The sequence below is a fragment of the Arthrobacter halodurans genome (assembly GCF_041877255.1).
GTDB lineage: Bacteria > Actinomycetota > Actinomycetes > Actinomycetales > Micrococcaceae > Arthrobacter_N > Arthrobacter_N halodurans.
This window is the reverse complement of record NZ_JBHDLJ010000006.1, coordinates 196527-213277: the sequence shown is the minus strand read 5'-3', so window position 1 is coordinate 213277 and position 16751 is coordinate 196527. Positions and strand designations below refer to the sequence as shown.

The following is a 16751-nucleotide window of genomic DNA, read 5'->3' as shown; positions in this document are numbered from 1 at the left end:
GCGGGGACACCTCCGAGGCGTCCCGGAGTGCGGAACCCCCGGCACCCCGCGCACGACGGCGGCCGCGCCCTTCGCTCGAGGGACGCGGCCGCCGTCGTGCGCGCCTGGGTGTCTGGGTGCCTGGGGCCCCGGATCACGGGGCCCGCCGCGGGACCACGAACTACAGGACCTTGGAAAGGAACTCCTGCGTGCGCGCCTGGCGCGGGTTGCCGAACAGCTCCGCGGGGGAACCCTCCTCGCAGATCACGCCGTCGGCCATGAAGAGCACGCGGTCGCCGACCTCGCGGGCGAAGCCCATCTCGTGCGTCACGAGCACCATGGTCATGCCTTCCTCGGCCAGATCGCGGATGACCTGCAGCACCTCGCCGACCATTTCCGGGTCCAACGCGGACGTGGCCTCGTCGAAGAGCATGATGCCGGGGTTCATCGCCAGCGCCCGGGCGATCGCGACGCGCTGCTTCTGGCCTCCCGACAGCGACGCCGGACGGGCGTCGGCCTTCTCGGCCAGGCCGACACGCTGCAGCAGTTCGAGCGCCTGCTTCCTCGCCTCCGCCTTGGTGGCCTTCTTCAGCTCCACGGGCGCCAGCATGATGTTCTCCGCGACGGTCATGTGCGGGAACAGGTTGAAGTGCTGGAACACCATGCCGATGCTGCGGCGGACCTGGTTGATGTCCACCGTGGGGTCGGCCAGGTCGAAGCCGTCGACCACCACGTGGCCGGCGGTGATGTCCTCCAGCTTGTTCAGGCAGCGCAGGAAGGTGGACTTGCCGGACCCGGAGGGCCCGATCACGCAGACCACCTCCCCCTCGGCCACGTCGGCGTCGATGCCCTTGAGCACCTCGTTGGGACCGAAGGACTTGTGCAGTCCCCGGACCGTGATCTTGCTGGGCTTCGTGCCAGCGGCCGGGCCCGGGGCGGGGCTCGGCGGTGTCGCCTGGGAATCGCTCACTTGTTGAACCTCCGGTCTACGGCATTGGCCAGCTTGGTCAGCAGCATGATCGCCACGAAGTAGATGACCGCCACGATGAACAGCGTCTCGGTGATCCGGAAGTTCGCGGCGTAGATCTGCTGCCCCTGGTAGAGCAGCTCGGCGAAGCCGATGGCGAGCAGCAGCGAGCTGTCCTTGAGCATGATGATCAGCTGGTTGATGAGCGAGGGCGTCATCATCTTGAAGGCCTGCGGCACCACGACCTTCTGCATGGACTTGCCGTAGCCCAGGCCCAGGCTGCGGCTGGCCTCGAGTTGTCCGGGGTCCACGGACTGGATGGATCCGCGCACGATCTCGGTGATGTAGGCGGCGGAATTCAGCGACAGCGTCAGCACCGCGGCCACCCAGATGTTGATGGGCTGGCCCGTCAGCTGCGGGATGCCGAAGTAGAAGAAGAAGGCCCAGACCAGCAGCGGCGTGCCGCGGAAGATGTTCACGAACGTCGTCGCGATGCCCCGCAGCACGACATTGCGGGAGACCTTGAAGAAGCCGAAGACCAGGCCCAGCACCATCGCCAGCGCGAAGGAGATCGCCGTGACCAGCAGCGTGTTCCCGAGGCCCTTCATCAGCGCCGGCATGGAGCTGGTGAGCAGGTCCAGGAACGTGGACGGCTGCGCGGCCGCCGGATCCGCGAGGTACTCGTCCAGGATCCGCTGGTACTCCCCGCTGGCCTTCAGCTCGGCCAGCCCGTCGTTGAACGCCGCGAGCAACTCGGGGTTCTGCCCCTTGTCCACCGCGAAGCCGTACGACCCGCCCGGCACCTTGTCCGTGACGGTCTTCAGGCCGTTGTTCTGGGCGATGCCGTACGCCAGCACCGGGTAGTCGTCGAAGACGGCGACGGCGTTGCCGGACTTCACCAGCTCGTACATCGTCGCGGACTGGTCAAGGGAGTTGACCGTGAAGCCGTACTGCTCGGCGATGGACTTCGCGTAGGCCTCGCCCTCGGAGCCGGTCTTGGCGGTGACCGTCTTCCCGGCGAGGTCCTCGTAGCCCCGGGTCTCGTCGTCGTTCTCGTCGACGGCCATCTGCACTCCGGACTCGAAGTACGGCTCGGAGAAGTCGTAGATCTCCTGGCGTTCGTCCGTGATGGACATGCCGGCGATGACGCCGTCGACCTGGCCGGAGGACAGCGCCTGGAGCGCCGCGTTGAAGCCCAGCGAGCGGATCTCGACGTCGAAGCCCTGGCTCTCGCCGATGGCCCGGATCAGGTCCATGTCGATGCCGGTCATCTCGCCGGAGGAGTCGCGGAACTCGAACGGCGCGAACGTGGTGTCCGTGCCGATGACGTAGGTTTCACCCTCCGCCGATGCCGGGAGCCCGGCCGGTTGGGCCGCTGCGCCCGTGGCGCCGAACAGCAGCGCGGCAACGGCCGCGAGGGCGGCCACCACCGCCCCGGTCCGACGCCGCAGGCCGCGCGCCTGGGTCTGTGTCTGCAAGGTGTTTGCCCTTCTGGTGGTGGCGCGGCCGCCGTTGGCCCGCGCCGGGTTCCCCTCGAGACTAGGCGCTGGGCCGGGTCCGCGGAAAAGCGGCGGCGGGCACGACGGCCTACGGAAGACTGACGCGCCCGGGCAGCCGGAAGTCCCCGTGCCGCACGGAGCGCATCCCGGCGGGGCCCCGCACGGCCGCCGCGCCGGCGTCGTCGAACTCGAAACGCAGCGTCTCGCCGTATCCGCCGAAGCCGTTGGGGTCCACGGAGCGCAGCGTCGTGCCGTCCACGCGTTCGAGCGGCACGAGGTGCTCCGGATCCAGGCCGCCGACGAGCGGGATCGCGAACAGCTTCCCGCCCAGCTCAACGATGTCCTGCGTCCCCCACAGCCCGGAGAAGCGGCCCTCGAAGCGCCGCAGTTCCTCCGCCGAGGCTCCCGCGTACGACGCCGGCGCGTCCCGCGCGGCGAGGCCGGCCAGGGCGAACAGCGCCTCGCCCCACGCCGCCGCCGGACCGTCCACCGCGTTCGTCAGGACGCTCAGCACCACGCCCGTGTCCGGCACGGCCCAGGTGCGGGTGCTGTGCCCCGGATACCCGCCGCTGTGTCCCAGAGTCGCCGCACCGTGGACCTCCTCCAGGATCAGGCCCAGTCCGTAGGCGCGCCCCGGGATGCCCGATTCCTCGACGCGCCGGCGCATGCGGCGCTTCCCGGCCTCGCTCAGCAACGCGCCGGTCACGCCGCCGCCCTGCGCCGCGGGCCGATGGGCGGACGGCAGAGGCGCGGACGGCAGGTGCGCGGAGAAGAAGCGGACCATGTCCGTCGCCGTGGAGTAGAAGCCGGTCGCGGCCGCCAGGGCGCCGGTGTCGATGTGGTCGATCGGGACGCGCTGCCCGAGCCCGTACGGCTCGCCGCCGGCCGCGAGCGACGCGTACCCGGACGCGAGCTCGGCCGCACGCGCGTCGAGCTCCGGGCCGGTGTCCGCCAAGCCGAGCGGCTCGAGCACGCGGCTCCGCAGGTGCTCGTGGTACCCGCGGCCGGTGACCGCCTCGATGACCAGGCCGAGGAGCCCGTAGCCCACGTTCGTGTACTTGAAGCGCTCGTTGCGCTCTACCACCCGTCCGGCCCGGGCCATGTCCACGAGCTCCGCGCGATCGGGGAAGGGACGGGCCAACGACCAGAAGTCCGAGTCCGCACCGTCGCGCACGACGCCGGCGGAGTGCGAGAGCAGCTCGCCGACCGTAGCCTCCGCCAGATCCGATCCGGCGAGTTCGGGCAGGTGCGCGGAGAGCTCGTCGTCCAGGCGCAGGGCCTTGTCCTCGACCAGCTGCATCACGGCGGTGGCCGTGAACGACTTCGAATGCGACGCGACGCGGAAGAGGTGGCGATCGGTCATCGGGGTACGGTCACCCAGGTCGGCGAATCCCCCGCTGAACGATCCGAGCGGCGCGCCGTCGACCGCGACGGCGACCTGGAAGCCGGGCTGGCGCCCGAACGCCCGCTGGAACTCCAGGTAGCGCGGGGCGTAGCGCAGCACGGACTCCCACGGCGCCGCCGCGGGGTTTGCCGTGTCCGCACCGGGGGCGGACGGGTTCGGGGCGGACATGGAAGAGATGGAGGTGGTGGGCATGGGTCCATCCTGCCATCCGCGTTTCGGGCGGGTTCCCGGCCCCGGCGCGGTGCGGACCGGCCCGCCGACGGCCGGGCATGCCGACGGCGAACACCCGGCGCGGACCGGCCCGCATGCAGTTGAATGGTGCCCATGAGCGAAACCACCGCACACCGCCAGCCTTCCGAGGGCCCGCGCCCGCCCGTCGCCCGGAAGCTGCCGGTCGAGCGCACGCACCACGGCGACACCTTCGTCGACGACTACGAGTGGCTCCGCGACAAGGAGAGCCCCGAGGTCGTGGCGCACCTGCGCGCCGAGCACGAGTACATGGAGGCGGTCACCGCCCACCAACAGCCGCTGCGCGAGGCGATCTTCGCGGAGATCAAGGAGCGCACCGAGGAGACCGACCTCTCCGTGCCGGCCCGCAAGCGGGGCTGGTGGTACTTCACCCGGACCGAGGAGGGCAAGCAGTACGCCATCCACTGCCGCGTCGCCGCCCGCGACACCGGCGACGCCGCGGCGGACTGGACGCCGCCCGTGGTCCAGGCCGGCCGTAAGTTCCAGGGCGAGCAGATCCTGCTGGACGGCAACGCCGAGGCCGAGGGGAAGCCGTTCTTCGCGCTCGGCGGCATGGCCGTGACCGAGGACGGAAAGCTGCTCGCCTACGCGGAGGACAACGCCGGCGACGAGCGCTTCTCGCTGCGCTTCAAGGACCTGGACACGGGCCGGCTGCTCAGGGAGTCCATCGAGAACGTCTTCTACGGGCTGGCCTTTTCGCCCGACGGGAAGCGCGTCTACTACACCGTCGTCGACGACTCCTGGCGCCCGCACCAGATCAAGGTCCACGTGTTGGGCACGGACCCGGCGGGCGACGCCGTTGTGATCCAGGAGGACGACCCGGGCATGTGGCTCGGCTTCGACCTCTCCCCCGACCGGCGCGAGCTCATGATCGGGATCGGCAACTCCGAGTACAGCGAGACGCACTCCCTGGACCTCGTGGATCCCGCCGCCGCCCCCCGCCTGCTGCTGTCCCGGGACGAGCGCATCCTGCACGGCATGGATCCCGTGCTCATCGACGGCGAGCGCGCCTACCTCGTGACCCACAACCGCGAGGCCGTCAACAACATGGTCTCGCTGGTGCGCGGCGAGGAGTTCGCCAAGCCGCTGGCCCGGCAGCGGTGGGACACCGTCGTCGAACACCGGGACGACGTCAAGGTGGAGGGCACGGCGGTCACCTCGACGCACGTGGCCCTGTCCGTGCGCAAGGACACCACCGAGCGGGTCCAGGTCCTGCCCATCGCGGGGCTGGGCACGCCGGCCCAGGCCGCGGCGACCGAGCCCGCCTTCGACGAGGAGCTCTACACCTGCTCGCTGGCCAACGCGGAATTCGATGCGCCGATGATCCGCCTGAGCTACACGAGCTACCTGGTGCCGCCGCGCGTCTACGACTACGCGCTGTCCGACGGCGCGCTCAGCCTGCGCAAGGAGACCGCCGTCAAGGGCGGCTACGACCCGGCGAACTACGTCGCGGAGCGGGAGTGGGCCCGCGCCGCCGACGGGACGCGGATCCCGGTCAGCATCGTGCGCCGGCGTGAGGTCGCGCGCGACGGAACCAATCCGGCGCTCGTCTACGGCTACGGCAGCTACGAGATCAGCATGGACCCGGGCTTCGCCATCCCCCGGCTGAGCCTGCTGGACCGAGGCGTGGTGTTCGCCGTCGCGCACGTCCGCGGTGGCGGCGAGCTGGGCCGTCCCTGGTACGACGACGGCAAGAAGCTGGCGAAGAAGAACACCTTCACCGACTTCGTGTCGGTCACGGAGCACCTGGTGGCCGCGGGCTGGGCCGACCCGCGGCGTGTCGCCGCCATGGGCGGCTCCGCCGGCGGGCTGCTGATGGGCGCGGTCGCGAACCTCGCCCCCCACCTGTACCGCGCCGTTGTCGCGCAGGTGCCGTTCGTGGACGCGCTGACCACGATCCTGGACCCGGAGCTGCCGCTGTCCGCCCTGGAATGGGAGGAGTGGGGCAACCCGATCACGGACCCCGAGGTATACCGGTACATGAAGTCGTACGCGCCCTACGAGAACATCGCGGAGCTGCCCTACCCGAAGATCGCCGCGGTCACGAGCTTCAACGACACGCGCGTCCTCTACGTGGAGCCGGCCAAGTGGGTGCAGAAGCTGCGCGAGAGCAACACCGGCTCGGAGCCCGTCGTCATGAAGATCGAGATGGACGGCGGCCACGGCGGGGCCTCGGGTCGCTACGAGGGGTGGAAGGACCGCGCCTGGGACTACGCCTTCGTCCTCGACGCGCTGGGGGCCACCCAGCGGATCTAGCCGGAGGATCCGGGGCGCCGTGGACGCGGGCTGCGGGTCGGCGCGTGGCGGAGGCCGAGGACGACGGCGGGGCGGGAGCGGGATGCTCCCGCCCCGCCGTCGCCGCGTCCGCTGCGGGACCCGTCGCCGCACCTCGGGAGGCCGTCCCTTCCCACCCGTCCGGGCCGCGTCACACGGCGTCCACGGGCCACGATTCGCTTGACTTTCGTGACCGAACCGGATTACCTAATGAACATTCGGTAAAGAACAGTGAAGGGCATCACATGACCGACATCGACGTCGATTCCTCCGCCATGACGGCCTCCCCGGATCGGACCGCCGGACCGGCGACCGAGTACGCCCACCCGCTCCTCGAGAACGACTTCGCGTCCGAATGGATGGGCATCGAGGTGGTCCGGGTCGCCGACGGGCACGCCACCATCACCATGACGCTGCGCCGCGAGATGCTCAACGGTTTCGGGATCGCCCACGGCGGCATGATCTTCGCCTTCGCAGACACCGCGTTCGCGCTGTCCTGCAACCCGCACACGGGGTCGGCCGACAGCATGACCGTCGCCGCCGGCGTGGACATCACCTTCCTCAAGCCCGGCATCCCGGGCCGGACCCTGACGGCCGTGGCCGACCGTCGCCAGCAGGCAGGGCGCAGCGGCCTCTACGACATCCAGATCCTTCAATCCGTCCCCGGCGCCGACGACGAGGTCATCGCCGAGTTCCGCGGGCGCTCCCGCACCGTTCCCCGGCGCTGATCCCGTCGCCGAACCCCCTCCCCCGCCCAGCTACCCGAAGAGGCCGACGATGACCGAGACCCTAGCCCGCACCGAACTGCCCAACCCGCTCGACCCCGAAGAGACGATGAGCCGGGACGAGATCGAATCGATCCAGTTGGCCCGCCTGCAGGAGACCGTCGCCTACGCCTACGACCGCGTGCCGCTGTACAAGGAGAAGTACGACACCGCCGGCGTGCACCCCTCGGACCTCAAGGAACTTTCCGACCTCGGCAACTTCCCGTTCACGGAGAAGGAGGACCTGCGCAGGACCTACCCGTTCGGCATGTTCGCCGTGCCGCAGCACGAGGTCGCCCGCATCCACGCGTCCTCCGGCACCACCGGGCGCCCCACCGTGGTGGGCTACACCAAGCAGGACCTCGAGGACTGGGCGAAGCTCGGCGCGCGCTGCCTGCGCCTCTCCGGCGTCAAGCCGGGCTGGAAGGTACACAACGCCTACGGCTACGGCCTGTTCACGGGCGGCATGGGCGCCCACGCGGCCGCCGAGCACCTCGGCACCACCGTGATCCCGATGTCCGGCGGCCAGACCGAGAAGCAGATCCAGATGATCCAGGACTTCGCCCCGGACGCCATCCTCTGCACCCCGACCTACCTGTTGACCATCGCCGACGCCATGCAGCGCCAGGGCATCGACCCGCGCACCACCTCGCTCAAGGTCGCCGTCCTCGGTGCGGAGCCGTGGACCGAGGAGATGCGCCACGAGCTTGAGGTCACGATGAACATCGACGCGTGCGACATCTACGGACTGTCCGAGGTCATGGGGCCCGGCGTCGCCGGCGAATCCAACGAGTCCAAGGACGGCAGCCACATCTGGGAGGACCACTTCCGCCCGGAGATCATCGACGCGTTCGACGAGACCCGCGTGCTCGGCGACGGCGAGCCGGGCGAGCTGGTCTTCACCTCGCTGACCAAGAAGGCGCTGCCGGTCATCCGCTACCGCACGCACGACCTCACGCGCCTGCTGCCGGGCACCGCCCGCCCGGGGCATCGCCGCATGGGCCGCATCACGGGCCGCAGCGACGACATGATCATCCTGCGCGGCGTGAACCTGTTCCCGTCGCAGATCGAGGAACTCGCGCTCAAGGTCGCCGGGCTGTCCCCGCACTTCCTGCTCGAGATCACGCGCCCGAACCGCATGGACGAGCTGGCGGTGAAAATCGAGCGCCGCGAGGACTGCGACACCGGACGCGCCGAGGAGGCCGGACGCGAGCTGCAGAAGTCCATCAAGATCAACATCGGCTCGTCCTGCCGGATCGACGTCGTCGATCCGGGCACGCTGGCCCGTTCCTCGGGCAAGCTCCGGCGCATCTACGACCTGCGGGACAAGTAGTCCCCCGGGGGCCGTGAAAGAATCGATCCCATGCCCAAAACCGCTGTGAAACCCACCGGCGCCAAGCGCGGCCGTCCCGGCTACGACCAGGAGTCCGTGCTGGACATCGCCGTGCAGGTCTTCAACAAGCACGGCTACGACGCGACGTCGATGGGCACGCTGGCGGACAACCTCGGCATCAGCAAGTCCGCGATCTACCACCACGTGCCCTCCAAGGGGGACCTCCTGCGCCTCGCGCTGGACGAGGCGCTTGTTCCGCTCGAGGCCATCGCCGAGGACGAGCGTGCGCAGCGGGGCACCGCGGAGGAGCGGCTCGAGTTCATTCTCCGCTCGACCATCCGCGTGCTGATCCGCCGCCAGGCCTATGTGACCCTGCTGCTGCGCCTGCGCGGGAACACGGAGATCGAGCGGAATGCGCTGGAACGCCGGCGCGCTGTCGACCGCCACGTCACCCACCTGGTGACGCAGGCCCAGCAGGAGGGGACGCTGCGCCAGGACATCGACCCCCGGACCACCACGCGGCTGCTGTTCGGCGCCATCAACTCGATGGTCGAGTGGTACCGGCCGGACGGCCCCGTCAGCGCCGAGCAGGTCGAGGAGAACGCTATCGCGATGATGTTGGACGGTCTCCACACGCGCAACGGCTGAGGCACCGGCGGACGGGGGCCGGTCCGACGTCCGCGCCGGGTCGAGGCCGTCGGGGCGATACCATCGAGACTGCGCCGTCGCCGGCGCCGACCCCCGCCGCAGCACGCGGCCCGAACCCCGTTGGATAGGCAGAACCCCCTTGGACCAGCTTTTCTTGGACCTCTTCGGACAGCAGCCCGGAGGCTCGAGCGCCACGATCGTGGCCCTCAGCGCGCTGAGCTCGCTGCTGACCGGCGTCGCGCTGCTGCTATTGGCCCGGCGCAACGACCTGGGGTGGTGGGTAAAGGTCCTCGCCGTGTTCGCCGGCCCGCTCGTCACCGCGCTGCTCTTCGGCTACGACGGGCTCGTCGGGGCGCTCCCGGCGATGGCGGTGGCCGCCTACGGGCTCTGGCGCTTCAGCAAGTACCCCGCCTTCGGCCGCTTCGGCCGCGTCGTCGCCGTCCGCGGCGCCACGCCCGCGTCCGTGGCCTGGGGGTTCGGCCTGACGGCCGTCCTCACCGCGCTCAACCTCGGCCCGCTGCTGTGGAGCGGCCTGGTGTTCGGGGGCGGCACCTCTTCGATCTGGTTGAACGCTTTCTTCGGGGCGATGATAACGGCCGCGCTGGTGGGCATCGCGAACGGGTTCCGCTGGGCCTGGCTCGCCGTGGCCGCGTCGTCGGTCGGCTACGTGGCCGTCTTCTTCGCGAGCGCCCCGGCGCGGGCCACGCTCGGCGTCCTGGTCCTGCAGTTCGGGGCGGCGCTCTACGGCTGGTGGTCCTGGCGCCAGGCCCCCGCCGAGGCCGACGCGGAACCCGCCGAGACGTATCCCCCGCACCCCTACGCGGAGTAGGCGCCCTCACGCCTCAACCCTGCCCGCACGCTCCCCGACTTCAGCGCGCCATCGGCCGCCCAGAGGCTGCACATCCCGGGGAGCATCCACCCTGCCCGCACCCTCCCCGACTTCAGCGCGCCATCGGCCGCCCAGAGGCTGCACATCCCGGGGAGCATCCACCCTGCCCGCACCCTCCCCGACTTCAGCGCGCCATCAACCGCCCAGAGGCTGCACATCCCGGGGAGCGTCGCGGGTGCGCGCGACACACGCGACACGCGCACCGTCAACCGAAAGTGACGGGCGTCGCATTCGTGACCGCTACGTGTCGGGCGACACTGCCCGGTAACCCATTCGTCGGGTATTTTGGGCCCACCACGGCGTTTTCCACCGTCGCGCGCTGCACTGCGCCGCCGTGGCCTGTGACGGGTTTTTTCAAAGGCGAAAGAGGTCACCCAGTGACGCAGACAGTTACGGCTCCCGACGACACCGAGGAATCCGGCGCTCTCAAGTCCGCCGGCCACGTCATCGTGGACACGCTCGTCGCCCACGGCGTCGAGCGCACCTACATCGTCCCGGGCGAGAGCTACCTCGACGTCCTGGACGGACTGCACGACTCCTCCATCCAGACCGTGGTCTGCCGGCACGAGGGCGGCGCCGCCTACATGGCCGAGGCCGACGGCAAGATGAACGCGATCCCGGGCATCGCGATGGTCACCCGCGGGCCGGGCGCGGCCAACGCGCACGTCGGACTGCACACCGCCTGGCAGGACTCGACCCCGATGGTGCTCTTCGTTGGGCTCATCCCGTTCGAGCACCGCGACCGCGAGGCGTTCCAGGAGTTCGACCCCAAGGCATGGTTCGGCTCCGGGGCGAAGCGCGTCATGGTGCTCGACCACGCTGAGCGCGCGTCCGAAATCGTCGCCGAAGCCATGTTCGCCGCCGTCAGCGGCCGCCCGGGACCCGTCGTCGTCGGCCTCCCCGAGGACATCATCAAGCACCAGATCGACGCCACCCTCCACCCGCGGATCCCCGTGGCCACCGGCGGCATGACCGTGACCGACTGGAAGTCCCTCAACGAGGCCCTCCGCGAGGCCGACAAGCCGCTCTTCATCACCGGCGGCAACGACTGGTCCCCCGAGGGCGCCGCCGCGTTCACCCAGTGGCTGGAGGAGCACGACCTCCCGGCGGCCGCCGAGTGGCGCACCGAGGGAACCGTGCCGTTCGGCTCCCCGTCGTACGTCGGCCCCATCGGCTACGGCCGCCCGAAGCCGACCTACGACATGCTCGAGGAGACGGATCTGCTGGTCTTCATCGGCACTGTGCCGGGAGACGTCATCACCGACGGCTTCACGGCGCGACAGAACTGGGACAAGAAGAACTTCCTGGTCACCATCGATCCCTCGCTGCGCGGGCGATCGGGTCCGGTCTCCCATCAGATCGTGGCCAAGCCCGACGTCTTCGTCCGCGACCTGATCCGCATGGACCTGCCGGTCAAGACGTCCTGGAAGGAATGGACGGCCCGCATGCGCGGCGAGCAGGAGCGGTTCGCGGAGCTCCCGTCCTCCCAGCCGGGTGCCGGTCAGGCGCGGATGGCGACACTCATGGCCAACCTGGTCCGCGGGCTGCCCGAGGACGCCATGGTGACCTTCGGCGCCGGCGAGCACACCAACTGGGCCCACCGCTACTTCCCGACCAACGGATACGCGTCGATGATCAGCGCCCGCAACGGGTCGATGGGCTACTCCATCCCGTCGGCGGTCGCCGCGTCGCTGAACCATCCGGGCCGCCGCGTGGTGACCATCGCCGGCGACGGCGAGTTCCTCATGAACGGCCAGGAGCTGGCGACCGCGGCGCAGTACGGGGCCACCCCGCTGGTGATCGTTATGGACAACCAGGAGTACGGCACCATCCGCACCCACCAAGAGCGCGACTACCCGCGGCGGGTGGCCGGGACACAGCTGAAGAACCCCGACTTCGCGCTGATGGCGCAGGCCTTTGGCGGTTTCGGCGTGCGCGTCGAGGCCGACGCCGACGTCCCCGCGGCGCTCGAGGCCGCCCTGCGGGCCATCGACGAGGACAAGACGTTCGCCCTGGTGCACCTCATCGTGGAGCAGCGCGTCCGCGCCTACTGACGGGCCGACGGCGCCACCTCACGTCGGCCGGCGGCCCGCCCATCTGGCGTCGGACCGCCGGTCCGCGCCACGCGGCCACGCACAACGGGCCCGGAACGCGTCGCAGGCGACGTGGTCCGGGCCCGTTCGGCCGTTGGCCGGCGCCGTTGTGGCGCCGGCCGGCCGCTGCTAGGCCGTGGCGGGCCAGTTCCGGTAGATGGTGTCTTCCTTCTCGACCAGCGTCAGGACGTCGTACGTCGCGACGATCTCGCCGTCCTGGTTGTTGATGACGGCGTCCCAGCACACCTCGCCGTACTCGTCCGTCACGCGCGGCGTGATCCGCTTGGCGGTTAGCGTGATGCGCACCGAGTCGCCGGCGGGGACCGGGGTGATGAAGCGGAGGTTCTCCAGGCCGTAGTTGGCCAGCACGGGCCCCGGCGCGGGCTCGACGAACAGTCCGGCGCCCCACGCCACCAGCAGGTAGCCGTGGGCGACCGTTCCGGGGAAGAAGGGGTTGGCCTCGGCGGCTGCCGGGTCGACGTGCGCGTAGAACGTGTCGCCGGTCTCGCGCGCGAAGGCGGCGATGTCCTCCTGCGTCACCCGGCGCAGCGGCGAGGCGAAGCCGTCGCCGATCCGCAGCTCGGCCAGGGACTTGCGGAACGGGTGGACGGCGCCCTCGACGCCACCGAACTCCGCGTCGCCCGCCAGGTTGCGGTCCGCCCCGGTGTGCCAGACGCCGGTCACGGCCGTCAGCATGTTCGGGGAGCCCTGGACGGCGGTGCGCTGCATGTGGTGCTTGACGGAGCGGATGCCGCCGAGCTCCTCGCCGCCGCCGGCGCGGCCCGGGCCACCGTGGACGAGGTGCGGCACCGGGGAGCCGTGCCCGGTCGAGCTGCGCGCCGTCTCGCGGTTGAGGATGTGCACGCGGCCGTGGTGGCCGGCGATCCCGGTGGTCAGGACGCGTGCGGTCTCGCCGTCGTTCGTGCAGACCGTCGCCACCAGCGAGCCGGAGCCCTTGGCGGCCAGCCGAATGGCGTCGTCCAGGTCGGTGTAGCCGATGACGGATGCGACGGGGCCGAAAGCCTCGCGGCTATGGACCGACTCGTTTTCGACGTCGTCCCAGGTCAGCAACAACGGCGACATGAAGGCGCCCGCTTCGACGACCTTCTCCTCGCCGGACGCCGTCCGGACGACGGGGGCGTCGAGCGTGCCGTAGGCAAGCTCGCCGCCGGCGGCCAGCATCTCCTCGACGGCGCCGCGCACGTCGCGCAGCTGCTCCAGCGACGCCAGCGCGCCCATGGTGACGCCCTCGCCGCGCGGGTCTCCAAGGACGACCCGCTGGTCGATCCGCTCGCCGACCGCCCGGACGACGTCGTCCACCAGGGCCCGGGGCACGATGGTGCGGCGAATGGCGGTGCACTTCTGGCCGGCCTTGACGGTGATCTCCGTGGTGACGGCCTTGACGAAGGCGTCGAACTCGGGCGTGCCGGGAACTGCGTCGGGGCCCAGGATGGCGGCGTTGAGCGAATCGGTCTCCGCGGTGAAGCGCACGCCGCCCTCGAGGACGTTGCGGTGGGACTTCAGCGCGCGGGCCGTGGAGGCGGAGCCAGTGAAGGAGACCATGTCGCGGTAGTCGAGCACGTCGAGCAGGGTCCGCGCGGAGCCGGAGATCAGCTGCAGCGAGCCCTCCGGGAGGATGCCCGACTCCGCCATCAGCCGCACGACGGCCTCGGTCACGTAGCCGGTGGGGGTCGCGGGCTTGACGATCGTCGGGACGCCGGCGATGAAGGCGGGGGCGAACTTCTCCAGCATGCCCCAGACGGGGAAGTTGAAGGCGTTGATCTGCGCGGCGACGCCGGGGATGCGCGTGTAGATGTGCTCGCCGGCGAAGGACCCGTCCTTGGAGAGGACCTCCATGGCGCCGTCCACGATGACGTTGGAGTTCGGCAGCTCGCGGCGCCCCTTCGAGGAGAACGTGAAGAGCACGCCGATACCGCCGTCGATGTCCACCATCGAATCGATCTTGGTGGCGCCGGTCCTGAACGAGAGCTGGTAGAGCTCCTCGCGGCGGCCGTTCAGGAACTGCGCGAGCTCCTTAAGCATCAGGGCGCGCTCGTGGATGGTGGACCCTCCGAGCGCGGCTTGGCCCACCGTGCGGCCGTACTCGACGACGGCCGCGAGATCGAGGCCCTCCGTACTGACGCTGGCCAGCTCCTCGCCGGTGTTCGCGTCGAGGACCAGCGTGGAGCCGTCGCCGCTCGCGGGGGTCCACCAGCCCCCCTGGACGTAGCTGGGAACAAGCTCCGCGGTCTGCGTTGTCATCGTCGACAAGTCCTTCCTGAACGATCGGTCAGTAATCATCCCACCCTAACAGGGGCGGGCGCCGCAGGACACCCCCAGGGAACCGCGGGGCACCACGGCGGCGAAAGTCATTGACATTCCTCAATCAGTCATGGTGAAATGGTCCCCGTCCGCAGGATCGACCCGAGGAGGACCCGATGAGTGCCACGACCGCCACCCGCGCCCGCGCCATCAGCACCACCCTCCCCAGGAGTCCATCCCCGCATGAAAACACCGCCTGACACCCACGACCCCGATTTCCCCGACCCCGCCGCCCGCCCGCGCCGCGGCAGATCCGGCGGGGCCGGCCGCGCCTTAAACGACGACGACGCGCGGCTCCCGGATCGCACCGCGGACGACGATGCCGCTTGGGCCGGCAGCACCTCGAACGACGACGCCCGGCTCCCCGGCCGCTTCCCCGATCCACCGGCTGGCCCGGGTAACCGGCGAGTGGCGGACCGCCCCGCCGACTGGAACGTCCTCGACGACGGCCTGGCCGAGAACCAGCGCTGGTCCACCTGGCCGTCGGTGGAGAAGCTGCTGCGCGGGCCTGCGCCGTACCCGGAGTTCGTCATCGAGGACGCCGGGGCGATCGACACCGACCTCGGCGTCCTGAAGACCGGCAAGGAGGCCGACGTCTTCCTGATCGAGCGCGCCACCGCCGAGCACGGGGCGGTGCTGGCGGCGAAGCGCTACCGCTCCCCGGAGCAGCGGCTTTTCCACCGCTCGTCCGCCTACACGGAGGGCCGCTCGGTCCGCCGCTCCCGCGACGCCCGCGCGCTCAAGGGCGGCACGACCTACGGCCGCGCCGTGGAGGCCTCCCGCTGGGCCGCCTCCGAGTGGGCCTACCTGCGGATGGCGTTCGACGCCGGGGCGCCCGTCCCGTACCCCGTCCAGCTCTGCGGCACGGAGATCCTCATGGAGTTCATCGCCGACCCCGCGGTCCCGGGCGCGGCGGCGCCGCGGCTGCACCAGCTGCATCCGGGGCCGGAGCGGCTGTCGGCGTACTGGGAGCAGGTCGTCGACGCCATGGACGCCTTCGCCCGCCTGGGCTTCGCCCACGGCGACCTGTCGCCGTACAACGTGCTCGGCGCCGGCGACCGGATCGTGGTCATCGACCTGCCGCAGTTCGTGGACCTGGCCGGCAATTCGCGGGGCATGGAGCTGCTCGCCCGCGACTGCCGGAACATGTGCGGCTGGTTCTCCTCGCGGGGCATGCCGGTGGACGCGGATGAGTTGTTCGCCCGGCTCGTGGCCTCCGCCTGGTAGCCGGACCGGCGGGGTGGCGCCCGGCCGGGCCCGCCTAGCCCCGCTTCGCCAGGAGCTCCCGCTCCTCCGCGGCCGTCAGCCCGGCGCGCGGGGCGCCGTCGTCGAGCGCGGCCTCGTGCCCGACGATGTCCGCGAAGGTCGCCGCCAGCGGCCGGCGGACCAGGCCCCAACGGACGGCCCGCTGATCGGAGCGCCGGGCGAACCCCGCGTACTCCTCCCCCGCCGGGAGAACCAGCGGCAGGGACCGCGGACCGGCCCAGGGCGCGACGCCGTCGTCGGCCATGGCGGCGAGCGGGTAGGGGACCGTCGCGCCGTCGTACCCGGCGGCGCTGGCGGCGCTGGCGAGCACGTCGCCCAGCGGCATCTCCGCGCCGACGGCGTTCACCGGGCCGCTGCGGCCGGCGAGCCCGGCCTCCAGGATGAACGCGGCCAGGTCCCGGACGTCGACGATCTGGACGTAGCGCTGGTCGCCGGTGTCGCTGGGCACGAGCACGGGTCCGCGCCCGGCGGCGAACCGCAGCGGCCAGTAGGTGCTGCGCCCGGACGGGTCTCCGGGGCCGCCGATGAGCCCCGGCCGGACGAGCAGCACGGCGTTGCCGCGGCTGGCGACCGTCAGCCACTCGCACCCGACCTTCGCCTCTCCGTACTTCTCGTCGCTATACGGGGCGTCGGACTCCAGGGCGGGCAGCAGGAGGTCGCTCTCGGCGGCTCCCGGCCGGGCGTGGCTGGCGTAGACGGAGCACGAGGAGACGAAGACCCAGTGTTCCGCCGCGGGCGAGAGCGCCTCGACGGCCGCGCGCGCGTGGGCGGGGAAGCGCGTCAGCTCCACGACCAGGTCCCACCGTTCCCCGGCCACCCCGGCGTACGCGTCGGCCGCGTCCCGGTCGGCGACGACGGACCGCGCACCCTCGGGAAACGCGCCCGACGCGCCGCGCGCCAGGCAGGTCACCGCGTGGCCGCCGTCGAGGGCCTGCCGCGCCAGGGTCCCGCCGAGCCACTGTGTCCCGCCGAGGATGAGGATTTTCGCCATGCTGTCCAGCCAACTCCCCCGGCCCTCGTTCTGGCAAGTCGCGTCCGCGGAAGGCGCGGCCGAGGACCCAGC

General features: G+C 71.0%; 12 protein-coding genes. 7 read left to right on the top strand and 5 right to left on the bottom strand.

Annotated elements, in window-relative coordinates; genetic code table 11:
• Positions 1–160: 160 nt before the first annotated feature.
• The 3 genes from ACETWP_RS09780 to ACETWP_RS09770 all read right to left on the bottom strand — a co-directional run bounded on the left by ACETWP_RS09780 (position 161) and on the right by ACETWP_RS09770 (position 4042).
• Positions 161–880, bottom strand: a complete 720-nt coding sequence (locus ACETWP_RS09780; protein ID WP_373972071.1) for an amino acid ABC transporter ATP-binding protein — start codon at positions 878–880, stop codon at positions 161–163.
• A gap of 65 nt (positions 881–945) precedes the next feature.
• Positions 946–2424 (bottom strand): amino acid ABC transporter substrate-binding protein/permease, encoded by a 1479-nt coding sequence (locus ACETWP_RS09775; RefSeq protein WP_373972043.1) that lies wholly within the window; start codon positions 2422–2424, stop codon positions 946–948.
• A 109-nt stretch (positions 2425–2533) separates the two neighbouring features.
• Complete coding sequence (locus ACETWP_RS09770) at positions 2534–4042, bottom strand: serine hydrolase domain-containing protein (RefSeq protein WP_373972042.1); 1509 nt, start codon at positions 4040–4042, stop codon at positions 2534–2536.
• Positions 4043–4174: 132 nt separating this feature from the next.
• Here ACETWP_RS09770 and ACETWP_RS09765 point away from each other — a divergent pair, with 132 nt between their 5' ends.
• The 6 genes from ACETWP_RS09765 (at position 4175) to ACETWP_RS09740 (ending at position 12061) form a co-directional block, all read left to right on the top strand.
• Positions 4175–6355 carry a S9 family peptidase gene (locus ACETWP_RS09765; RefSeq protein WP_373972041.1) on the top strand — a complete coding sequence of 727 codons (2181 nt, stop codon included), beginning with the start codon at positions 4175–4177 and terminating at the stop codon, positions 6353–6355.
• A 293-nt stretch (positions 6356–6648) separates the two neighbouring features.
• Positions 6649–7101 (top strand): hydroxyphenylacetyl-CoA thioesterase PaaI, encoded by a 453-nt coding sequence (gene paaI / locus ACETWP_RS09760; RefSeq protein ID WP_373972070.1) that lies wholly within the window; start codon positions 6649–6651, stop codon positions 7099–7101.
• A 49-nt stretch (positions 7102–7150) separates the two neighbouring features.
• A complete protein-coding gene (locus ACETWP_RS09755) occupies positions 7151–8470 on the top strand; it encodes a phenylacetate--CoA ligase family protein (protein ID WP_373972040.1) in 1320 nt (439 codons plus the stop codon).
• Between the two features lie 30 nt (positions 8471–8500).
• Positions 8501–9118: a TetR/AcrR family transcriptional regulator gene (locus ACETWP_RS09750; protein WP_373972039.1), complete on the top strand. Its 618-nt coding sequence runs from the start codon at positions 8501–8503 to the stop codon at positions 9116–9118.
• Between the two features lie 139 nt (positions 9119–9257).
• The gene (locus tag ACETWP_RS09745) at positions 9258–9947 is read left to right on the top strand and encodes a nicotinamide mononucleotide transporter (RefSeq protein ID WP_373972038.1); all 690 of its coding nucleotides are present in this window, start codon (positions 9258–9260) and stop codon (positions 9945–9947) included.
• 437 nt (positions 9948–10384) lie between these two features.
• On the top strand, positions 10385–12061 hold the full coding sequence (locus ACETWP_RS09740; protein WP_373972037.1) for a thiamine pyrophosphate-dependent enzyme: 1677 nt from the start codon (positions 10385–10387) through the stop codon (positions 12059–12061).
• 168 nt (positions 12062–12229) lie between these two features.
• Here ACETWP_RS09740 and paaZ read toward each other — a convergent pair whose 3' ends face one another.
• On the bottom strand, positions 12230–14362 hold the full coding sequence (gene paaZ / locus ACETWP_RS09735) for a phenylacetic acid degradation bifunctional protein PaaZ (protein ID WP_373972036.1): 2133 nt from the start codon (positions 14360–14362) through the stop codon (positions 12230–12232).
• Positions 14363–14605: 243 nt separating this feature from the next.
• Between paaZ and ACETWP_RS09730 the strand changes: the two genes are divergently transcribed.
• Positions 14606–15649, top strand: coding sequence for a serine protein kinase RIO (locus ACETWP_RS09730; RefSeq protein WP_373972035.1), 1044 nt, complete (start codon positions 14606–14608; stop codon positions 15647–15649).
• Between the two features lie 34 nt (positions 15650–15683).
• Here the strand turns inward: ACETWP_RS09730 and ACETWP_RS09725 are convergent, their stop codons facing one another.
• The gene (locus ACETWP_RS09725) at positions 15684–16679 is read right to left on the bottom strand and encodes an NAD-dependent epimerase/dehydratase family protein (protein WP_373972034.1); all 996 of its coding nucleotides are present in this window, start codon (positions 16677–16679) and stop codon (positions 15684–15686) included.
• Positions 16680–16751 lie beyond the last annotated feature (72 nt).